Genomic DNA, 20,491 nt, shown 5'->3' with positions numbered 1-20,491 from the left:
GCCCGGGGCCGCGCCGACCGCGCCCGCGCCGGCCGCCTCCGCGGCGTCCGCCGCACGCCCCGCGGCACCGACGCCCGCGAGCTCGCGCACGAGCGTGTACTGCGCGTGGTTGGTGTCCTGGTACTCGTCGACCAGCACGTGCCGGAACCGCCGGCGGTAGTGCTCCGCGACGGCCGGGAAGGCCTGCAGCAGGTTGACGGTCGTCATGATGAGGTCGTCGAAGTCGAGCGCGTGGGCCTGCCGCAGCCGGGTCTGGTAGCGCTGGTACACCTGCGCGAGCACCGCGTCGAACGACCCCGCGTCGCTCGGGACGGTCGCCGCGAACGTCTCGGGGTCCACGAGCTCGTCCTTGAGCGCCGAGATCTTGGACCCGAGCGCCTTGGGCGGGTACTTCTTCGAGTCGAGGTCGAGCTCGCGCGCGACCATCGTCAGCAGGCGCTGGGAGTCGGCGGAGTCGTAGATCGAGAACGTCGACCGCAGGCCGAGCGTCGCGGCCTCCTTGCGCAGGATCCGCACGCACGCCGAGTGGAACGTCGAGACCCACATCATCCGGGCCTGCGGGCCCACGATCGCCTCGACGCGCTCGCGCATCTCCGCCGCGGCCTTGTTGGTGAACGTGATGGCGAGGATCTCGCCCGGCCGCGCCTGCCGGGTCGCGAGCAGGTGCGCGATGCGGTGCGTGAGGACCCGGGTCTTGCCCGAGCCCGCGCCCGCGACGATCAGCAGCGGGCTCCCGCGGTGCAGCACAGCCTCGCGCTGCTCGGGGTTGAGGCCCTCGAGCAGCGCGTCCGGTTCGACCCGAGGGCGGCGCGGGCCGTGCGCGTGCTCGTCGTCGCGGTGCCCGCCCCGGCCGTCGCTGGGGTCGTCCCTGCCGTCGTCCCGCACCGCGGCACCCCGGCCCGCCCCGGAGCCCGCGGCGTGCACGCGGCCGTCGTCCGGCTCGCCGTCCCCGCGGACCGGACCCGGCAGCGACACGTCGTCGGACGGGCCGTCGGGCACGTCGAGCGTGGCCTGCGTGAACGCACGCCCGCGCGCGCCGGGGGCACCCGACCCGGCGCCGGCGCCGGACCCCGCTCCCGGCGCGCGCGAGGGCGCGGCGGCGGTCGGACGGGCGAGGTCGGCTGCGCCGAACCCGGGCAGCGGGAGGTTCTCGAAGAGCGACGTCATGGCACCACCAGCCTAGGCAACGCCACCGACACCCCGGTACACGCACCGCCGCACCCGCGCCGCCGCGCACGCCACCCGCACCGCCGCGCGCCGCATGGGCGCTCAGCGCGGGCCCTCAGCCCTGGAGCACCTGCACCGACTCCTGCAGCCGCCGGCTCGTCGCCTCGAGCTCGCGCGCCGCGTCCCGGATGCCGTCGAGGTCGCTGGTCGTGCGGGCCGTGGCCGCCTGGACGTCGCCGAGCGTCGCGACCATGCCGCGGCCGCTCGTCGCGACCTCCGCGACCGCGTGCGCCATGGCGCTGGTCGTCGCGGTCTGCTCCTCGACGGAGCCGGCGATGGTGCCCTGGTAGTCGTGGATCTGGTCGATGATGCGGGCGATCTGCGCGATCTCCGCGGCGGCCTGGTCGACCGCGCCCTGGATGCCGTCCACGCGGGCCGAGATGTCGCCGGTCGCGCGCGCCGTCTCCTGCGCGAGCTCCTTGACCTCCCCCGCGACGACCGCGAACCCCTTGCCGGCCTCCCCCGCCCGGGCGGCCTCGATCGTGGCGTTGAGCGCGAGCAGGTTCGTCTGCTCGGCGATCGCGGTGATGACCTTGACGACGCTGCCGATCTGCGCGGAGGAGTCCCCGAGCTGGGCCACCGTGCGGTTGGTCCGCTCGGCGACCTCGACCGCCTCGGCGGCGATCTTCGCGACGGCGTTCGCGTTGGCCGCGATCTCGGAGATGGAGGCACCCATCTGCGTCGTCCCGGACGCGACGGCGTCGATGCCGCCGCTGACCTCGTGCGCCGCGGTGCTGGCCTCCGCGGTCCGCTGCGCCGACCCCTCGACGACGGAGCCCATCGCGTCGCTGGTCTCCGCGAGGCGCCCGGCGGCCGCGCGCACGTCCTGCGCGACGTCGGTGACGCTCGCCGCGACGGCGGACGTCCGGTCGAGCGTCGCGTTGAGCGCCGCGGCGAGCCGGTCCAGCTCGGTCGTGCCGCGACCGGTGTCGAGGCGGGCGCCGAGGTCGCCGCTCGCGAGCACGCCCGCGGCGACGCCGATCGGGCGCACGATGCTGCGTGCCACCACGAGGCTCAGGCCCACGACCAGCGCGAGGACGAGGGCCGAGCCGACGACGAGCCCGCGCGCGTCTGCGACCGCCGCCCCCCGCACGTCGTCGACGTACACGCCCGAGCCGACGACCCAGCCCCACGGCTCGTAGCCCGCGACGTAGGAGATCTTGGGCTGCGGCTGCTCGGCGCCGGGCTTGGGCCACTGGTACGCGACGAGGCCCGCGCCGTCCGCCTCGACGACCTCGACCATCTCGACGAAGAGGTGCTTGCCGTCGGGGTCCGCGTTCTCCGTGAGGTCGGTGCCGTCGAGCTCGGGCTTCATCGGGTGCATGACCATGGTCGGGCCCATGTCGTTGATCCAGAAGTACTCGTCGCCCGAGTACCGGAGCTCGCGCACCGCTGCGATCGCCTGCTCCTGCGCCTCCTCCTCGGTGAGGTCCCCGGACGCGGCGCGCTCGCCGTACACGGCGACGAGCCCGACGGCGGTCTCGACCACCGCGCGCGTCGCCGCCTGCCGCTCCTCGAGGATCCGGCCCTCGGCCTGCCCGACGGCGAGCGTCACGACGGCGACGAGACCGAGCGCGGTCACGACGACCAGCGCCAGGAGCCGTCCGCGGATGGACAGCGAGGCGAGTCTGCTCATGAGGGGCTCCACGACGTCGGGGGATGTCGACGCCCTATCGCCCGGGCGGTACCCGGTGTGAGCGACCGCACCCCGATGTCACCCCGTCAGGTGACGGCGACCGCCGCCGCCCACGCCCCGGCGGCGACGAGCGCCCCGGCGAGCTCGACGAGCAGGGTGATGCCGGTGGCCTTGAGCGCCGCGACCGTCGCGGTCCACGCCGCGGCGTGCTCGCGCCGCCGCACCCGCTCCGCGGCGTAGACCCCGAGCACGAACCCGAGCGGGAGGCCGACGACCGGGACGACGAAGAAGCCGACGACCCCGAGCACGCCGCCCCACACGAGCGTGGCGTTGCGCACCCCGGCGGTCTTGAGGTGGCGCCCGGCGAGCAGGTACTTGCCGACCGACGCGGCGGCGATCGCGAGCACCCCCACCGCGAACGCGACCCAGGCGACCGCGCCACCGGTCTCGCCGGCCCACACGGCCACCGCGCCCAGGATGATGAGGCTGCCGGGGAGCACCTGCACGACGACGCCGACGAGGCCGACCACGATGACGAGCCCGACGACGAGCTCACCCACAGGGTTCACGCGCGGACCCTCAGCGCCACAGGACGGCGATCGCGACGTTGAGCGCGGTGAGGCCCGCGATCGCGCCGAGCAGACCGGTCGTGACCTTCGCCGGCTTGCGGGCCCCCTGCACGACGAGCGCGGTGACGACGACCGCGACGAGCAGCTTGACCGCGATCTTCGTGTTGTCCGGCTCGCCGACGTCCGCGGCCCCCGAGGACGCGAGCCCGACCATGAGCACGCCGGTCACGAGCGCGGTCAGGATCCCGTGCAGCGCGCCCCGGGGGAGCACGCGCTCGCGCATCGTCGCGAGGACGCCGCCGAGCACGATGGCCCAGCCGACGAGGTGCAGCACGAGCAGGACGTAGTACAGGGTCGTCATGCGCCACACCCTAGGCCGTGCCGCACCGCCGCGACGGCCGTCCCGGCGGTGGGGCCGGCAGCGGCGCCGTCAGAGCAGGCGCCGGGCGGCCGCCCAGCGCGTGAGCTCGTGCCGCGAGGAGAGCTGGAGCTTGCGCAGCACCGCCGACACGTGCGTCTCGACGGTCTTGATCGAGATGAAGAGCTCGCTCGCGACCTCGCGGTAGGAGTACCCGCGCGCGATGAGCCGCATGACCTCCCGCTCGCGCGCGGACAGCCGGTCGAGCTCGTCGTCGCCCGTCGCCACGTCGCCCGCGGCGGTGCCGAACGCGTCGAGCACGAAGCCCGCGAGCCGCGGGGAGAAGACGGCGTCGCCGCCCGCGACGCGCTGGACCGCGTCCGCGAGGTCCGCGCCCGAGATGGCCTTCGTGACGTACCCGCGCGCGCCGGCGCGGATCACCGCGACGACGTCCTCGGACGCGTCGGACACCGAGAGCGCGAGGAAGCGCGTCTCGCCGAGCAGGTCGGTGCACGTGCGGATGACCTCGGCGCCGCCGCCCCCGTCGCCCCCGGGCAGGTGCACGTCGAGCAGCACGACGGGCGGGCGCAGCTCGCGCACGACCCGCACCGCCTCGTCGACCGACGCGGCCTCGCCGACGACGCGGACCCGGTCGTCGAGCGACGCCTTGACCCCCGTGCGGAACATGAGGTGGTCGTCGACCAGGACCACGTCGACCGGTGCGCTCATACGGATGCCTCTCTGGTGGTGCCCGGCACGCCGGGCGCCGTGGACGACGCACCGGGGCCGCCGGACGGCGGGCCGGGTGCGGGGGTCGGGGGGAGGGGTGCGGCGGGCGGCGGCGCGGCGGACCCGGCGGTCCGCGGGTCCACCGGGGCGGCGTGGGGGGCGTGCGGGGCGGCCGGCTCGTCGGCCGTCCCGTCGACGGGGACGCACAGGTGCACCTCGGTGCCGTCCTTCGACCGGACGGTCGCCGTGCCGCCCCGCCGGCGCACCCGCCCGAGGATGGACTCGCGCACCCCGAACCGGTCGGACGGGATCGTGTCGAGGTCGAAGCCCTCGCCCCGGTCGCGCACGAACACCTCGACGACGTCGGGCCGGACCTCGAGGTACAGCGACACGGGCGGGCGGCCGTGCACCACGGCGTTGACGAGCGCCTCGCGCGTCGCCTGCAGCAGGGCCTCGGTCGCCACGTCGGGCACCCGGTCCCCCACGACGACGGTGTCGATCGTCACGACCTCGCCCCCGGGCCCGGAACGCCCGTCCTCGACCTCCGCCACGATGGCCCGCAGCGCCGCGGCGACCGACGTGCCGGGCGCGGGGCGGTCGTCGTACAGCCACTCGCGCAGCTCCCGCTCCTGCGCGCGCGCCATGCGGGCCACCTCGGCGGGGTCGTCCGCGCGCGCCCGGATGAGGGCGAGGGTCTGCAGCACGGAGTCGTGCAGGTGGGCGGCGATGTCCGCGCGCTCCGACTCGCGCGCCCGCGCCGCGCGCTCGTCGCCGAGCTCGCGCACGAGCCGCAGCCACCAGGGCGCGATGACGAGCGCGACCCCGGCGAGCACCGCGGCCGCGGCGATCGTCGACTGGACGAGGGCGCCCGGCGCGAGCTCCTGCGCGACGAGCAGCAGGATCCCGACGCCGGTCAGCACGAGGCCGCCGACGAGGCGCAGGACGCTCACGGGCATGCGGCCGCCGCCCGCGCGCTCGCGCCACCGCCCGCGCTGCACCGAGTCGAGCTGGCTCCACACGAGCCCCGCGCCCGCGAGCAGGATGATCGACGGCACGACCCACGTCATGCCGAGCTCCGCGCCCTGCCGCGTCGCGATGAGCGCGCCCGCGCCGACGAGCAGCACGATCGCGACCGCGATGTCGGTGACGGGCCAGCGTGCCGCCGCGCCCTCGGGCCCGAGCTGACGCTGCGCGAGCCGGGTCAGCGTCGCCGGCCGGACCTCGCCCGCCGCGGCCGCCGGGTCGCCCGTGGGGACCGTGAGCCAGAGGAACAGGTAGAGCGGCACGCCGAGACCCACGAGCGCGAGCCCGACGAGCGCGAGCCGCACGTGCGACACCCGCACGTCGAGGTGCGCCGCGATCCCGAGCGCGACACCGCCGAGCCGCCGGCCGTGGGGCGGCCGGCGCAGCGGCAGGCGGACGACGCCGGCACCTGGTGCCCCGCGGGGCACGCCGGGCGCCGGGGCCCGGCCGTCCGGGGCAGGAGTGGTGCTCACCCCCTGATCGTCACACGTCCCGGCGCCCCTGAGACCCGGTCCGGGCGAGGATCAGGGGCGCCGCGGACGGGAATCAGGGTCGTGTCAGGGGCACCCCCCGATGCCCAGGGGCACGCGCGGGGACCACGATCGACCCATGGACACGCAGACCCCCGACCCGGCGGAGCCCCGACCCTCGGAGCCCGGACCGGCGCCCTCGTCGTACACCTCCCCCACGCCCCCGCCGCCGCCCGCCGCACCCGGCGAGAGCGCGTTCTTCGGCTCCGTGCGCCGCTCCGGGCTCGTCCGCAGCGACGAGCGCTGGATCGGCGGCGTCGCGGGCGGCATCGCGCTGCGGCTCGGCGTGGACCCGTTGCTGGTGCGCGGCGTCCTCGGCGCGAGCGTCCTGCTCGGAGGCCTCGGGATGGTGCTGTACGGGATCGGCTGGGCGCTGCTGCCCGAGCAGACGGACGGGCGGATCCACCTCGAGGAGACGATCCGGGGCCGCTTCGACGCCGCGCTGCTCGGGGCGGTCGCCCTGCTGATCGTGGGTCTGAACCGCAACGACCACTGGTTCGGCTGGTGGGGCGGCCGGGACTTCGGCTGGCTCAACGGGCTGCTGTGGGCGGCGGCGGTCGTCGTCGCGGTCGTGCTCGTCATCAAGGCCGCGAGCAGCCGCCGGACGCCCCCGCCGTACGGCCCGTACCCGGGGATCCCCGCTCCCGGGGCGCCCGGCACGACCCCGCCCGGCACGTCCGCACCCGGCACGTCCGCACCCGGAACCGCGGGGCCGGGCACCTCCGCGTCCGCCACCCCCGCGTCCGGCACCGCCGCTGCCGGGACCACGTCCTCCGGTCCCGTGCGGCTGACGAAGACGCCCGAGCCGACGGCGTCCGACCGCTACCCCACGGCTCCGTACCCGGCGGCCCAGCCCTACCCGGCACCGCCCTACCCCGCGCAGCCGCAGCCCGCCCAGCCGTACCCGACGCAGGGCTACGTGCCCGCACCGCCGCCCCCGCCGCGCGCCCCCCGGGTGACCACGCCCGGACCGGGCAGCACGACGTTCGGCATCGTCGCCGCACTCGTCCTGCTCACCTTCGCGGTCCTGCTCGCGGCCGAGCGGAGCGGGGACTTCACGGGCTCGGTCGGCCTCACCGGCGGCGCCGTGGCGATCGTGCTGCTCGGCCTCGCCGCGATGGTGTCGGGGCTGCGCGGCCGGCGCAGCAGCGGCCTCGGCACGCTCGCGGTGCTCACGACCCTCGTCGTGCTGCCCCTGGCCTGGGCCGGCGACCGCGACTGGACCTGGGACGGGGACTCGCACGCCGCGATCGCGGACACCGACTTCGTCGTGACCGAGCGCGACGTCGCCACCCGGGGCTACGACCTCGGGCTCGGCGACAGCACGGTGGACCTCTCGGAGATCGACCTCACCGACGAGACGCTGCGCGTGCCGGTCGACATGGGCGCCGGGACGCTCCGGGTGATCGTCCCCGAGGGCGCCGCGGTCGTGGCCGACGTGACGCTCGGCGCGGGCGACATCACCTGGGACGTCGACGACCCGCTCGAGAAGAGCGGCGGCGTGGGCCTCGGCGAGCGCAGCTACCGCAGCGACGAGGTCGTCGACGGGACCGCACCCGAGCTCGCGCTCGTCGTGACCCTCGGCGCAGGAGACATCACGATCGAGGAGGCACGATGAGCACCGACGGACCCACCGAGAAGATCCCGACGACCCCCGCGGCGAGCACGACGTCGGGGCGGACGGCACCCGACCCGGCGACGCCCGGCCCCGCGCAGGCGCACGGGACGTCACCCGAGGCGACGACGGCCGCCTACCCGACGGCCTCGTCGGACCCGCTCAGCGCGTTCGACGAGCCCGCCCCGGCACCGGTCAGCCCGGCCGAGGCGCCGGCCCCGGGCTCCGCGCCCGGACCGGGTGCACCGGCCGCAGCCGCGACACCGGCCCCGGAGGCCGACGCCCCCGTGCGGCGCGGCGTGCGCGTCGGCACCTTCGTCTGGGGCCTCGTGATCGTCGCGGTCGGCATCGGCGTGCTCGGGCTCTCGGCGGGTTACACGCTCGACGTCGAGCTGGCGCTGATCATCCTGCTCGGTGCGGCGGGGGCGGCGATGCTCGTCGGCTCGCTGATCAAGGGCCGGCGCGGCGGAGGCGGCTGAGCGGACCTCGGCCACCGGGCGCCACCCGGCACGAGTGCGCGGCGGGGCCCGGCTCGGCGACGCGGACCCGGTGCCACGCGGACGTGCACGTGCGAACGGCCTCGGGCCGGTCCGACAGCGGAGGGCTGTCGTGACCGGCCCGAGGCCGTTCGCGGTGGGCGTCAGACGGTGACCGGGACGCCCTGCGCCGCCGTGGCCGGGGTGACCGCCGAGCGACCGGCGAGGACCCACACGGCGTAGCCGACGAGGATGAAGAGCAGGCCGAGACCCATGACCAGGGCGGCGACACCGAAGGCGACGACCGAGGTGAAGAGCGAGGCGCGGAGGAACGAGCCGTTCATGGCCGTGGCGCGCAGCGGGTCCTCGCGGTCGAGCTCCGCGTAGGTCTTGCCCTCGGTGGCCTCGAGCGCGTGGTGGGCGATGATGTCCGCCTCGGCGAAGGCCGTCCACGGGCTCGTGACGGGCTGGCCCGCGAAGCTCGCGGCGTCCTCGGCCACGGTGATCTTCTCGTCGGCGAGGCGACCCGAGACCATGCCCCAGGTGACGCCACCGGCGATGATGAGGAAGAGCCCTGCGATCGCGGTGATGGCACCGATGATGCGAGCGGTCTTGGCCCCGTTGTTCATTGTCCTGCTCCGTTTCCCGACTACCCCCGGATGCGGTTCTGGCAGGTACCAGATCCGGTCGCCCCGTGGGGCTGACACGACAAGAGTCCCCCCTCGTCGAGCGCCCGAGGGGGGACGTTGGTCATGCACGAGCAGTGCCGGTGGAAATGCGTCGACAGGCCCCTCACCAGGCGTTATGTCCGCTTTCCGAGAGCCGGGAAGGGAGGCGTCAGCGCGCGAGCGCGACCGCTCGGCGATACTCCGCGTCGGCCGCCTCGAGCACGCGCGGCCACCCGAACGCCGGCCGCACGGAGCGGTTGTGCGCACGGATCCCCGCGAGCAGCCGCTCGTCCCGCGCGAGGTGCACGATCGCCTCGGTCATCTCGGCGTCGTCGGCGACGAGCAGCCCGTCGGTGCCGTCCGCCACGAACTCCTCGATCCCGGTGCCGTGACGCGCGACGACCGCGAGCCCCGCGGTGCGCGCCTCGAGCGCCGCGATGCCGAAGGCCTCGAGCTCCGCCGGAGCGAGGAAGACGTCCGCGTCGGCGTACGCGGCGCGCACCTGCTGGCGCGGGAGCCGGCCGCGCAGCGTCACGACGTCGCGCAGCCCCTGCGTCGCGACGACCTGCTCGACGCGCCCGCGCACGGGCCCGTCCCCGATGAGCGTGAGGTGCAGGCGGCCGCGCGGCAGCCGGCGGGCGGCCGCACCGACGAGCTCGACGAGCGGGACGGCGCGCTTGCGGGGCGCGAGGCGCATGGTCGCGACCAGCCGCACCGGGCCGTCGGGCGCCGTGAGGCCGTCGGGGGCCGCCGGGTCGCCCGGCCGCCCGGGGCGCGCTCCGGCGGCGGGGCCCACCGGCTCGAGCGGCGCCCACACGTCGAGGTCCATGCCGTTGGGCACGACCCCGACGTCGGTGCCGAACGCGTCACGCACGCGAGCCGCCGCCGCGGTGCTCACGGCGCTCAGCGCGGCACGGGCGGTGCGCCACCCCGTCAGGCGCACCGCGGTGCGGAGCGCGGGAACCGTGCCGTCGAGCATGCAGTGCCACGTGATCGCGGTGGGCAGCCCGTGCCCGAGGGCGATCCGGGCGCCGTCGAACGCGAACGGCGAGAGCACGCCGGCGTGCACGTGCACGACGTCGGGCGCGACGTCCCGCAGCGCGGCGTGCAGCAGCCGAGGACCCACGGGGTTCACCGGCAGGTCGAAGGGCAGCCGGGCCCCGAGGCGGTGCACGCGGACGCCCCCGACCACGTCGACGACCCCGCCGCGCTCACCCGCCTCGCCGAGCGTGGCCGTGAGGACGTGCACGTCGTGCCCCGCGCGGGACTGGTGCTGGGCGAGGTCGCTCACCTGGGTCTCGATGCCGCCCGTCCGGGGCGGGAAGCAGTCGGAGACGTGGACGATCCGCACCGGCACAGGGTAGCCGCCCGGGTCGCCGCCGGAGACCCGTCCGAGGTTGCCGTCGCGACCTGGGCGAGCGCCTGCCACCCGGACGTGTACCGCACGGTTGCCGAATCGTTTTGGCTTTCGTGAGTCCGTTGACGCGTCCGGCCCGGCTCGGCGAGCGTGACGGCACGACCGAGCCCGGGCCGGGGCCGGACGGGTCCGCGCGCGCGGACCACCGCCGGACCGGCCCGCCCCAGGCAACGACGCCCGGCACGCCGCCGAGCGCTCGCCGCCGCGCTCACCAGCACCGCGATCGCCGCCACGGCGCTCGTCGCCGCACCGTTCGCCGCGACCGCGGCGCCGTACGACGACGAGCGGCTGTTCGTCGACTGGAACAGCTCGACCGTGGAGGCCGCCGGCACCCTGACCGGTCAGGCGCGCGACGACGCGCTGCTGCTCGGCAGCTTCCCGTCGGCGCGCTGGTTCACGACCGGGACCCCCGCCGAGGTGCAGGCCGCGGTCGACTCCTACGTCTCCGCGGCCGACGACGAGGACGCGGTGCCGGTCCTCGTCGCCTACAACCTCCCGTACCGCGACTGCGCGCAGTACTCCGCAGGTGGCGCGCTCGACACCGCGTCGTACAACGCGTGGGTCGACGCGTTCGCCGCGGGCATCGGCGGCCGCGAGGCGATCGTCGTCCTCGAGCCCGACGGGCTCGGCATCATCCCCTGGTACACGAACGTCAACGGCGAGGCCGAGTGGTGCAAGCCCGCCGAGGCCGACCCCGCGACGTCCGCCGCGAGCCGCTTCGAGCAGCTCAACCACGCGGTCGACGCGCTCGCGGCGCTGCCCGCGACCCGCACTTACCTCGACGGCACGCACAACGGCTGGCTCGGCGTCGGCGACGCGACGGACCGGCTGATCCGCGCGGGCGTCGAGCGGGCCGACGGGTTCTTCCTCAACGCGTCGAACTACCAGCCGACCGACAAGGTCCAGCGGTACGCCGGCTGGGTCTCGGACTGCATCGCGCTGTCGACGCAGACGTGGTGGGAGCCCGCGTGGTGCGCGAGCCAGTACTACCCGGCGAGCCCGGACGACATCACCACGTGGGACCTCTCGGACGCCGCGTACGACCAGGCGTTCGCCGACACGGGCCTCGCGCGCGACCGTGCGGCGCAGAAGCACGCGGTGATCGACACGAGCCGCAACGGCCAGGGCGCGTGGACCGCTCCCCCGGGCAAGTACGCGGACGCCGAGGTCTGGTGCAACCCGCCGGGACGTGGGCTCGGGGTGCGCCCGACGCTCGACACGGGTGACGACGTCGTCGACGGGTTCCTGTGGATCAAGATCCCCGGCGAGTCCGACGGTCAGTGCTACCGCGGCACCGGCGGCCCGCTCGACCCCGAGCGCGGCATCGAGGACCCCCGTGCAGGTGGCTGGTTCGTCGAGCAGGCCCGGGAGCTGGTCGAGCTCGCCGAGCCGCCCGTCGAGGCGCCGTCGTGCCAGGTCCGCTCGACCGTGCACGGCACCTGGGCCACCGGCTTCACGTCGCAGGTCTGGGTCACCAACACCGGGACCGAGCCGCTGCGTGACTGGGAGCTGCGGTTCGCCTTCACGGGGGACCAGCGGATCACGAAGCTCTGGAGCGCGGGCTGGGCGCAGGACGGCGCGGTCGTGACCGTCACGGCCAAGCCGTACTCGGTGCTGCGGCCCGGGGCCACGGCCACGTTCGGCTACACCGGCGCCGGCGTGTCCGGGGCGGTCTCGCCGCTCGCGTTCCTCGACGGCGAGGCGTGCACCTCGCGCTGAGCCGCCGACCGTCGCGCAGGGCCCCCGGCCGGGTCGGTCGGGGGCCCTCGCGCGCCGCCGACCCAGGGGCGTGCGGCGGTGTCCCAGGGAGCGCGCCGCCGTCCCAGGGTCGCGCGAGGTCGCACGACCCGCTGCCGGGCCGCGCCCGGTCGGTATCGCACTCGTACCGTGCCGCCGTCAAGCCCCGGGCCCCGCCCGGCCACGATCTCATCCGCTGCACGCGTCACGGCGAGGCACCCGCCGGCCGATGGGAGGGACGTGAAGCCCCGAGACCGCGTCCCGGCGCACGCGGCCCTCGTGCTGACCGGGGTCGCCGTGGCCGCGGCGTTCCTCGCGTCCAGCGGCGTCCTCCGGGCGTCGCTGCTGGTGCTCGCGAGCGCGATCCCGCTGACGATCGTGCTCCTCCTGCTCGCCCGGCGCCGCGTCCAGAGGGCGGCGTCGTGGACGCTGCTGTGCGCCGCGCTCGGCGTGCTCACCGTGAACGGGCTCGCGTGGGTCGTCGACGTGAGCCGCCAGGACGTCGACCCGGCCCAGCCGGGGATCGTCGTCGACGTGACGCTCCCGATCGGCTACCTGCTGCTCTTCGCCGCGGCCATCGCCATCCTGCTGCCGTTCGCCCGCCGGGACAGCGGCGGGCTGGTCGAGGCCGCCGTGCTGTGGCTCGCGTGCGCGAGCCTCCTGTGGACGGTCCTCGTGCACCCCGCCCTCGTGGCGATGGGTGCGCCGCTGGGGGTCCGGCTGTACACGCTGCTGCTCGTCGTGCTGGTCAGCGGGATCGCCGGCATGGTGCTGCGCGCCGCGCTCGTGCACCGCGCCGCGCGCCCGGCCCTCGTCTACGTGTGCGCCGCCGTGCTCCTCACGCTCGTCGGCAACGTGGCGATCGTCCTGACGACCGACCCGGCCACCGGCCTGTACGCACCCTGGGTCGCGACCCTGTGGATCCTCGGCTACAGCTGCCTCGCCGCGGCCGCGGTGCACCCCACGCACGCACGCGTCGCCGAGGGCGCCGAGCCCCCGAGCGACCGGCTCGGCCCTGCCCGGCTCGCGACGCTCGGGGTCGCGCTGGGCCTCAACCCGCTGCTCGCGGGTCTGCAGGAGGCGTTCCGGGGCGACGTCGACTGGCTGCTGCTCACCGTCGGGACGGTGCTCATCGTCCCGCTCGTCGTCGCCCGCATCGCTGGCCTGGCGCGTCGCCAGCTCGAGGCGGAGCGCGCGCTCGCGCACCTCGCGACGCACGACGAGCTCACCGGGCTGGAGAACCGCCGGGCGGGCCTCGACCACCTGCACGACGCGCTCGACCGGGTCGCGGACGGCCGCTCGGCGGGGGCCACGGTGCTCTTCCTCGACGTCGACGGGCTCAAGGAGATCAACGACACGCACGGCCACGGCGCGGGCGACGCCCTCATCACCACCGTCGCCGAGCGGCTCGTCACGACCCTCGGGCCGGGGCCGCGCGTCGCACGCTTCGGGGGCGACGAGTTCCTCGTGGTCGACGAGGGGTGCGCGGCCGGGGAGGACCTCGTCGCCCGCCTGCGCGCGTGCCTCGACCGCCCGGTGCCGTTCGGGGACCTCGTGCTCGGCACCGGCGCGTCGATCGGCGTGCACCACGTGGCCGCCGGGGAGCGCGAGACGACCGCCGCGGCCGTCGCGCGCGCCGACGAGCAGATGTACGAGGACAAGCGGCGGCGCGCCGTCGCGCGCGCCGGGTCCCGCGCGGGCGCCGAGGCCTGAGCCGCGCGCACGAGGCTGCGCGCGTCGGGAGGCGTGCGCCTGACGAAGCGGCGAGCGCGAGCAGGCCGGCACCCGCCGCGTCAGGCGCCCGCGGTCACTCCCACTCGATCGTGCCCGGCGGCTTGCTCGTGACGTCGAGGACGACCCGGTTGACCTCGGGCACCTCGTTGGTGATGCGCGTCGAGATGACCTGCAGGACGTCGTAGGGCAGGCGCGTCCAGTCGGCCGTCATCGCGTCCTCGGACGAGACGGGGCGCAGCACGATCGGGTGGCCGTAGGTCCGGCCGTCGCCCTGCACGCCGACCGAGCGCACGTCCGCGAGCAGCACGACCGGGCACTGCCAGATCTCGCGGTCGAGGCCGGCGCGCGTGAGCTCCTCGCGCGCGATGGCGTCGGCGGCGCGGAGCGTCTCGAGGCGCTCGGCGGTGACCTCGCCGACGATGCGGATGCCGAGGCCCGGACCCGGGAACGGCTGGCGCCACACGATGCCCTCGGGCACGCCGAGCTCGAGGCCGACCGCGCGGACCTCGTCCTTGAACAGGGTGCGCAGCGGCTCGACGAGCGAGAACTGCAGGTCGTCGGGCAGGCCGCCCACGTTGTGGTGGCTCTTGATGTTGGCCGCGCCCTCGCCGCCGCCCGACTCGACGACGTCCGGGTACAGCGTCCCCTGGACCAGGAACTTGACCTCGGTGCCGTGCTCGCCGGCGTCCGCGACCACCTCGCGCGCCGCCTGCTCGAAGACCCGGATGAACTCGCGCCCGATGATCTTGCGCTTGGTCTCGGGGTCGCTCACGCCCGCGAGCGCCGTGAGGAACCGCTCGCGCGCGTCGACGACCTTGAGCTGCACGCCGGTCGCCGCGACGAAGTCCTCCTCGACCTGCTCGGCCTCGCCCGAGCGCAGCAGCCCGTGGTCGACGAAGACGCAGGTCAGCTGGTCCCCGACGGCCTTCTGCACGAGCGCCGCGGCGACGGAGGAGTCCACGCCGCCGGACAGCCCGCAGATCACGCGCGCGTCGCCGACCTGGGCCCGGATCCGCTCGACCTGCTCGGCGACGACGTTGCCCGCGTTCCAGTCGGGCGCGAGCCCCGCACCCTCGTAGAGGAAGTTCTCGAGCGCGCGCTGCCCGAGCACGGAGTGCTTGACCTCGGGGTGCCACTGCATGCCGTAGAGCCGCCGCTCGGAGTCCTCGAACGCCGCGACCGGCGAGCCCGCGGACGTCGCGAGCACCTGGAAGCCCTCGGGCGCGGCGTGCACCGCGTCGCCGTGGCTCATCCACACCGTCTGGGAGTCGGGGCTGCCCGCGAGCACCGTGCCGCCCGCGACGACCTCGACCGCCGTGCCGCCGTACTCGCGCGCGCCGGTCTGCGCGACCGTCCCGCCGAGCGCCTGCGCCATCGCCTGGAAGCCGTAGCAGATGCCGAGCACGGGGACGCCGGCCTCGAACAGCGCCGCGTCGACGAACGGCGCACCCGTGGCGTACACGCTAGACGGCCCGCCCGAGAGGATGATCGCCGCCGGGTCCTTCGCGAGGATCTGCTCGACGCTCGCGGTGTGCGGGACGATCTCGGAGTACACGCTCGCCTCGCGGACGCGCCGGGCGATGAGCTGCGCGTACTGCGCACCGAAGTCGATCACGAGGACGGGGCGGTGCTCCGTCGGCGCGTCCGCGAGGGTCGCGGGCGACACGGGGTCGGCGGCGGGCGGCGGCGTGGTCTGCGCGTCGGAGGTCACGGGGCCAAGGATAGGCGGCGCGGTGCGCACCCCGGGTGCGCGTCCGCGGGGTCCCGGGTGCCGCCGCCGGCCGGGTCCCGTCAGCGCTGCTCGGCGGGGTACCGGTGCCGCTGCCGGCCTCGTTCCGTCAGCGCTGCTCGGCCGCGCGTCCGGCGGCAGGTCCGGCCGCGCGTCCGGCAGCAGGTCCGGCCGCGCGTCCGGCGTCAGGTCCCGCTACGCGTCCGGCACCGTCGGCGCCGTCGTCGGCCGTGCGGCCCTCCGCGGGGTGCCCCCACCCTCGCGCGCGGGGCCGGCACCACGCGCGACGACCCGCGCGCGCAGGCGCTCGGCGACGCCCCGCGGGTCCGGCGCGTGGGTGAGCGCCCGGACGACCACGACGCGCCGAGCCCCGGCAGCGAGGACCTCGTCGAGCAGCGCCTCGTCGACCCCGCCGATGGCGAACCAGGGCGTGCCGGGCGCGGTGTCGGCCACCGCGCGGACCGCGCCGAGGCCGACCGCCTCGCGGCCCGGCTTCGTCGGTGTCGGGAGCACCGGGCCGACGCAGAAGTAGTCGACCTCGGGGTCCTCCTCGGCCCGCGCAGCCTGGCCGCCGCCGCCCGACGAGCGCCCGAGCAGGACACCGGGGCCGACGACCTCGCGCGCCACGGCGACCGGCAGGTCCCGCTGACCGGTGTGCAGCACGTCCGCCCGCAGCGCCCGCGCGAGGTCCGCCCGGTCGTTGACGGCGAACAGCGCGCCGTGCTCGTGCGCGACGTCCCGCACGAGCGCCCCGAGGGCGAGCTCGTCGGCGACGTCGAGCGTGCGGTCGCGGAGCTGCACCACGTCGACGCCGCCCGCGAGCACCTCGTGCAGGAACGGCTCGAGGTCGCCGCGCTCACGGCGGGCGTCGGTGCACAGGTACAGGTGGGCGTCGGCGAGCCGGGCGCGCAGCGCCGTCCGCGCCTGGACATCGGACATGCCGGGCAGCGTAGTCTGACCGCCGCACGGGAGCCCCGCACGAGCGCGGGGCTGAGAGGGCGTCGCAGCCGACCGTCGAACCTGATCTGGGTCATGCCAGCGAAGGGAGCACGCGCGATGAGCGCCGCCCGTACCCGCACGTCCCGCGGCCCGTCCGCGCTGACCGAGGCAGGCCCGGGGTCCCCGCCGGACGTGGTCGTCGTCGGCGGCGGGATCGTCGGGCTCACCGCCGCGTGGCGCGCGCTCGACGCGGGCCTGGCGGTCACGCTGCTCGACCCGGACGGCGCCCGCGGGTCCGCCGGGGCCGTGCACGCCGCCGCCGGGATGCTCGCGGCGGTCTCCGAGGCCGAGCACGGCGAGCACGCGCTGGCCCGGGTCAACGTCGCGTCGGCCGCGCTCTGGCCGGCGTTCGCGCGTGCGCTCGAGCATGCGTCGGGCGTCGACGTGGGGCTCGTCGCCTCGGGGACGCTCACGGTCGCCTACGACGCCGCGGACGCCGTGCGCTGCCGCGAGCTGCTCGCGCTCCAGCGGTCCTGGGCGCTCGACGTGCACGAGGTCACGCCGGCCGAGGCCCGCGAGCGCGTCCCGCTCCTCGGCCCGCACGTGAGCGCCGCGACGTGGGCCGCCGGCGAGCGGCAGGTCGACCCCCGGGCCGTCGTGACCGCGCTGCGCACGGCGCTCGGGCTCGGCGCCCCGGACGCGACGGCGGCCGGCGCCGGTCGGCTCCGGGTCGTCGAGGCGGCGGTGACCGGTCTCGTGCGCGGCCGGGGCGGCGACGTCGCCGGCGTGCGCGACGACCGCGGCCACGTGCACCCGGCCGGCCTCGTGGTGCTCGCCGCGGGTGCGGGCTCGGCGTCCGTCGTGCGCGACGCGCCGGACCTGCCGGTCCCCGTGCGGCCCGTGCTCGGCACGACGCTCCGGCTCGACGCCCGGGGAGTGCCCGGCTTCCGCGACCTGCCCGTCGTGCGCGGGACGGTCCAGCACCGGCCCGTGTACGTCGTCGCGCGCCCGTCCGGCGAGGTGGTGGTCGGCGCGACCAGCGACGAGCGCGAGCCCACCGCGGGGACGCGCTCCGGCGACGTCTTCGCGCTGCTCCGCGACGCGCGCGCCCTGCTGCCCGGGCTCGACGAGCTGCCGCTCGTGGACGTCACGACGCGGGCCCGGCCGGCGACGCCCGACCACCTGCCGCTCGTCGGCCCCGGGCCGGTCCCGGGCCTCGTGCTCGCGACCGGTCACCACCGGAACGGGGTCCTGCAGACCCCGCTCACCGCGGCTGCTCTCGACGCGCTGTACGCGGGAGGGCCGGTGTCCGACGACGCGCGCGCGTGCGCCCCCGGGAGGCTCGGCGCCTGGTCACCCGCCGACGGCCCCGTCCCTGCCCCTGCCCCTGCTTCCGTCCCCGTCCCCGTCCCCGTCCCCGAGACGCTTCCCGTCCCCGTCCCCGAGAGAGGACCCGCATGACCTCCACCGGCACCGCCCCGACCGTGACCCTCAACGGCGTCGAGCACCCGCTGACCGACCCCACGAGCGTCGCCGCGCTCGTCACCGGGCTGCTCGCCGACGGCTCCGCGGACGCCGCGTCCCCGGCCACGGCGCGGGGGGACGGCGACACGGCTCCCACCGGTGTCGCGGTCGCGGTCGACGACGTGATCGTCCCGCGCGGACTGTGGTCCTCGACGCTCGTGCGGCCGGGTGCGCGCGTCGAGGTCGTGACGGCGGTGCAGGGCGGATGAGCGGCGGCCAGCGGTCGACCGCGCCGGACGTCCCCGGTGCGCTGCCCGGTGCACCGGCCGTGCCCGGCGTGGCCGCGGCGGCCGGGTGCGCCGACGACCCGCTCGTGATCGCGGGCACCGTCGTCGGGCCCCGGCTCGTGCTCGGCACGGGCGGCGCGCCGAGCCTCGACCGGCTCGAGGACGCGCTCGTCGCGTCGGGCACGCGCCTGACGACCGTCGCGCTGCGGCGGGTCCGGGCCGGCGGCGAGCAGTCGGTCTGGGGCCTGCTGACCCGGCTGGGGATCCGGGCGCTGCCGAACACCGCGGGCTGCTTCACCGCGCGCGAGGCGGTGCTCACGGCCGAGCTCGGGCGCGAGGCGTGCGGGACGTCGTGGGTCAAGCTCGAGGTGCTCGCGGACGACGTGACCCTGCTCCCCGAGCCGTTCGGGCTGGTCGAGGCCGCGGACCGGCTCGTGCGCGAGGGGTTCACCGTGCTCCCGTACACGGGCGACGACCCGGTCGTGGCCCGCCGGCTCGAGGACGTCGGGTGCGCCGCGGTCATGCCGCTGGGCTCGCCCATCGGCTCGGGGCTCGGCATCCTCGACCCGCGCAGCATCGCGGCGATCGCCGAGCACGCGCAGGTCCCCGTGATCCTCGACGCCGGGATCGGCACGGCGTCGGACGCGGCGCTCGCGATGGAGCTCGGGTGCAGCGGCGTGCTCGTCGCGTCGGCGGTCACGCGGGCGGCGGACCCGGCACGCATGGCGCGCGCGATGGCCCTGGCGGTCGAGGCCGGCCGCGCCGCACGGCTCGCGGGGCGGATCCCCCGGCGGGAGCAGGCCCTCGCGTCCTCGCCGACGACCGGGCTCGTGGGCGACCCGCCGGGCAACCTCGACCTCGCGCTCTGAGCGGGTCGCCGCGCGCACGGGCACGTCGGCGCGTGCTCGCGCGGTCCGCGGTCGGGTGGCCGGCCCGGACGGTCGTCGTGGCCTCGGGACGACGCGGGTCGACGTCCCCGGCGCTCAGTACCGCGGGAGGGACGGGTCGACGTCCTCGACCCACGCGAGCACGCCGCCCGTGACCTGCACGACGTTGCTGTGCCCGGCGGCGTGCGCGGCGTCGACGACGCGCTGCGAGCGCGCGCCCGACTTGCAGTAGACCGCGACGAGCCGGTCGCGCGGGAGCTCGGCGAACGGGTCGTCCGGGACCGCGTCCGGTCCGCTCCCCGACGCGCCCGCGGCCCCCGCGCCTCCCCCGGCGACCCGGCCGACGGGCCGCAGCAGCGTCCCCGCCGGCCGCAGCACGGACCCCGGGATCGCGACGACGGCCCGCTCGTGCTCCTCGCGGACGTCGAGCACGAACGGCGGCGTGGGCGAGCCGAGCAGGTCCCGCAGCCGCCGCGCCGAGATCGCGGTCGCCGCCGACGTCGACCCGGCGGCCGGGGGCACCTCGCACACCTCGGCGGCCGGCTCGGCGACCTCGGTGACCGGCGCCCGCGTCGGGTCCGCAGCCACGCGCAGCTCGCGCCAGCGCACGTCCGCCGCGTCGTACAGCGCGAGGCGCCCGAGCAGCGAGCGGCCCGCACCGGTGACGAGCTTGACGGCCTCGGTGACCATGACCGAGCCGATCGTCGCGCACAGCGCCCCGAGCACCCCGCCCTCGGCGCACGTGGGCACGGTCCCGGGCGCGGGCGGCTCGGGGAACAGGTCGCGGTAGGTCACGGGCGCCAGCCCCGCGGGCGGCGCGGACCAGAACACGCTGACCTGGCCCTGGAACCGGTCGAGCGCGCCCCACACGTGCGGGACCCCCGCGATCGCGGTCGCGTCGCTCACGACGTAGCGGGTCGCGAAGTTGTCCGACCCGTCGAGCACGAGGTCGTAGCGGGACACGAGCTCGAGCGCGTTCGCGGCGGTCAGGCGCACCGGGTGCGCCTCGACGGTGACGTCGGGGTTCGCGGCCAGCACGGCCTCGCGCGCCGAGTCGACCTTGCGGCGCCCGACGTCCGCCCGGCCGTGCAGCACCTGGCGCTGCAGGTTGGACTCGTCGACCACGTCGTCGTCGACGACGCCGAGCGTCCCGACCCCCGCGGCGGCGAGGTAGAGCAGCGCGGGGCTGCCGAGGCCGCCCGCACCGACGACGAGCACGCGGGCAGCCGCGAGCCGGCGCTGGCCGCTCACCCCGACCCCGGGGAGGGTCAGGTGGCGGGCGTACCGCGCGAGCCGGGCGGGGTCGAGCGGCGGGCCCTCGGGGACGAGCGGCTCGCGGACCGCGGGCGCGCGGCCGGGGGGCTCCGTCGGGGTGGGGGCGGGCGCTCGGTCGCCGGCCCGCGGGCCCGTAGCGTGGTGGCGCGACAGGTCCGGGACGGGCCGTCTCGTACGCGGGATCCAGAGGC

18 protein-coding genes are annotated in these 20,491 nt (G+C 76.6%); 7 read left to right on the top strand and 11 right to left on the bottom strand.

From position 1 onward, the window contains the following. The 6 genes from AB6N24_RS18355 to AB6N24_RS18330 all read right to left on the bottom strand — a co-directional run. A partial coding sequence (locus AB6N24_RS18355) for a UvrD-helicase domain-containing protein (RefSeq protein WP_412870823.1) occupies positions 1–1,167 on the bottom strand: 1,167 nt, incomplete at its 3' end. A 115-nt stretch (positions 1,168–1,282) separates the two neighbouring features. After that, a complete protein-coding gene (locus AB6N24_RS18350; protein ID WP_412870822.1) occupies positions 1,283–2,863 on the bottom strand; it encodes a methyl-accepting chemotaxis protein in 1,581 nt (526 codons plus the stop codon). 86 nt (positions 2,864–2,949) lie between these two features. After that, positions 2,950–3,432 (bottom strand): DUF456 domain-containing protein, encoded by a 483-nt coding sequence (locus AB6N24_RS18345; RefSeq protein WP_412870821.1) that lies wholly within the window; start codon positions 3,430–3,432, stop codon positions 2,950–2,952. Positions 3,433–3,442: 10 nt separating this feature from the next. Further along, complete coding sequence (locus tag AB6N24_RS18340; protein WP_412870820.1) at positions 3,443–3,793, bottom strand: hypothetical protein; 351 nt, start codon at positions 3,791–3,793, stop codon at positions 3,443–3,445. A 69-nt stretch (positions 3,794–3,862) separates the two neighbouring features. Further along, on the bottom strand, positions 3,863–4,519 hold the full coding sequence (locus AB6N24_RS18335) for a LuxR C-terminal-related transcriptional regulator (protein WP_258726169.1): 657 nt from the start codon (positions 4,517–4,519) through the stop codon (positions 3,863–3,865). Then, complete coding sequence (locus AB6N24_RS18330; protein ID WP_412870819.1) at positions 4,516–6,015, bottom strand: ATP-binding protein; 1,500 nt, start codon at positions 6,013–6,015, stop codon at positions 4,516–4,518. The genes AB6N24_RS18335 and AB6N24_RS18330 overlap by 4 nt, the downstream gene beginning before the upstream one ends. A gap of 136 nt (positions 6,016–6,151) precedes the next feature. Here AB6N24_RS18330 and AB6N24_RS18325 point away from each other — a divergent pair, with 136 nt between their 5' ends. After that, positions 6,152–7,690: a PspC domain-containing protein gene (locus AB6N24_RS18325; protein ID WP_412870818.1), complete on the top strand. Its 1,539-nt coding sequence runs from the start codon at positions 6,152–6,154 to the stop codon at positions 7,688–7,690. Next, entirely contained in the window at positions 7,687–8,166 is a 480-nt protein-coding gene (locus tag AB6N24_RS18320; RefSeq protein WP_412870817.1) for a hypothetical protein, read from the top strand. Before AB6N24_RS18325 ends, AB6N24_RS18320 begins: the two co-directional genes overlap by 4 nt. Before the next feature lie 161 nt (positions 8,167–8,327). Here AB6N24_RS18320 and AB6N24_RS18315 read toward each other — a convergent pair whose 3' ends face one another. Both AB6N24_RS18315 and AB6N24_RS18310 read right to left on the bottom strand, forming a co-directional pair. Further along, positions 8,328–8,792, bottom strand: a complete 465-nt coding sequence (locus AB6N24_RS18315) for an aromatic ring-opening dioxygenase LigA (protein WP_412870816.1) — start codon at positions 8,790–8,792, stop codon at positions 8,328–8,330. Between the two features lie 208 nt (positions 8,793–9,000). Next, the gene (locus AB6N24_RS18310; protein ID WP_412870815.1) at positions 9,001–10,182 is read right to left on the bottom strand and encodes a glycosyltransferase family 4 protein; all 1,182 of its coding nucleotides are present in this window, start codon (positions 10,180–10,182) and stop codon (positions 9,001–9,003) included. Between the two features lie 156 nt (positions 10,183–10,338). On the opposite strand from AB6N24_RS18310, the gene AB6N24_RS18305 reads away from it, so the two are divergent. Then, positions 10,339–11,967 (top strand): glycoside hydrolase family 6 protein, encoded by a 1,629-nt coding sequence (locus AB6N24_RS18305; protein ID WP_412870814.1) that lies wholly within the window; start codon positions 10,339–10,341, stop codon positions 11,965–11,967. A 258-nt stretch (positions 11,968–12,225) separates the two neighbouring features. Next, positions 12,226–13,698, top strand: coding sequence for a diguanylate cyclase domain-containing protein (locus AB6N24_RS18300; RefSeq protein WP_412870813.1), 1,473 nt, complete (start codon positions 12,226–12,228; stop codon positions 13,696–13,698). 94 nt (positions 13,699–13,792) lie between these two features. Here AB6N24_RS18300 and guaA read toward each other — a convergent pair whose 3' ends face one another. Beyond that, the gene (gene guaA / locus AB6N24_RS18295; protein WP_412870825.1) at positions 13,793–15,385 is read right to left on the bottom strand and encodes a glutamine-hydrolyzing GMP synthase; all 1,593 of its coding nucleotides are present in this window, start codon (positions 15,383–15,385) and stop codon (positions 13,793–13,795) included. Positions 15,386–15,643: 258 nt separating this feature from the next. Continuing rightward, positions 15,644–16,387 carry a thiamine phosphate synthase gene (gene thiE / locus AB6N24_RS18290; protein WP_412870812.1) on the bottom strand — a complete coding sequence of 248 codons (744 nt, stop codon included), beginning with the start codon at positions 16,385–16,387 and terminating at the stop codon, positions 15,644–15,646. A gap of 117 nt (positions 16,388–16,504) precedes the next feature. On the opposite strand from thiE, the gene AB6N24_RS18285 reads away from it, so the two are divergent. From AB6N24_RS18285 to AB6N24_RS18275, 3 genes are read left to right on the top strand one after another with little or no spacing between them, the layout of a single operon-like run. Next, positions 16,505–17,848 carry an FAD-dependent oxidoreductase gene (locus AB6N24_RS18285; protein ID WP_412870811.1) on the top strand — a complete coding sequence of 448 codons (1,344 nt, stop codon included), beginning with the start codon at positions 16,505–16,507 and terminating at the stop codon, positions 17,846–17,848. After that, positions 17,845–18,120, top strand: a complete 276-nt coding sequence (thiS, locus tag AB6N24_RS18280) for a sulfur carrier protein ThiS (protein WP_412870810.1) — start codon at positions 17,845–17,847, stop codon at positions 18,118–18,120. Before AB6N24_RS18285 ends, thiS begins: the two co-directional genes overlap by 4 nt. Next, positions 18,117–19,007, top strand: coding sequence for a thiazole synthase (locus tag AB6N24_RS18275; RefSeq protein WP_412870809.1), 891 nt, complete (start codon positions 18,117–18,119; stop codon positions 19,005–19,007). Before thiS ends, AB6N24_RS18275 begins: the two co-directional genes overlap by 4 nt. A gap of 114 nt (positions 19,008–19,121) precedes the next feature. Here AB6N24_RS18275 and AB6N24_RS18270 read toward each other — a convergent pair whose 3' ends face one another. After that, on the bottom strand, positions 19,122–20,453 hold the full coding sequence (locus tag AB6N24_RS18270) for a ThiF family adenylyltransferase (RefSeq protein WP_412870824.1): 1,332 nt from the start codon (positions 20,451–20,453) through the stop codon (positions 19,122–19,124). Positions 20,454–20,491: the final 38 nt, after the last annotated feature.

The organism is Cellulomonas jepli (assembly GCF_047229345.1).
In the GTDB taxonomy this organism is placed as follows: Bacteria; Actinomycetota; Actinomycetes; order Actinomycetales; family Cellulomonadaceae; genus Cellulomonas_A.
This window is presented reverse-complemented; position numbering and strand designations above follow the sequence as displayed.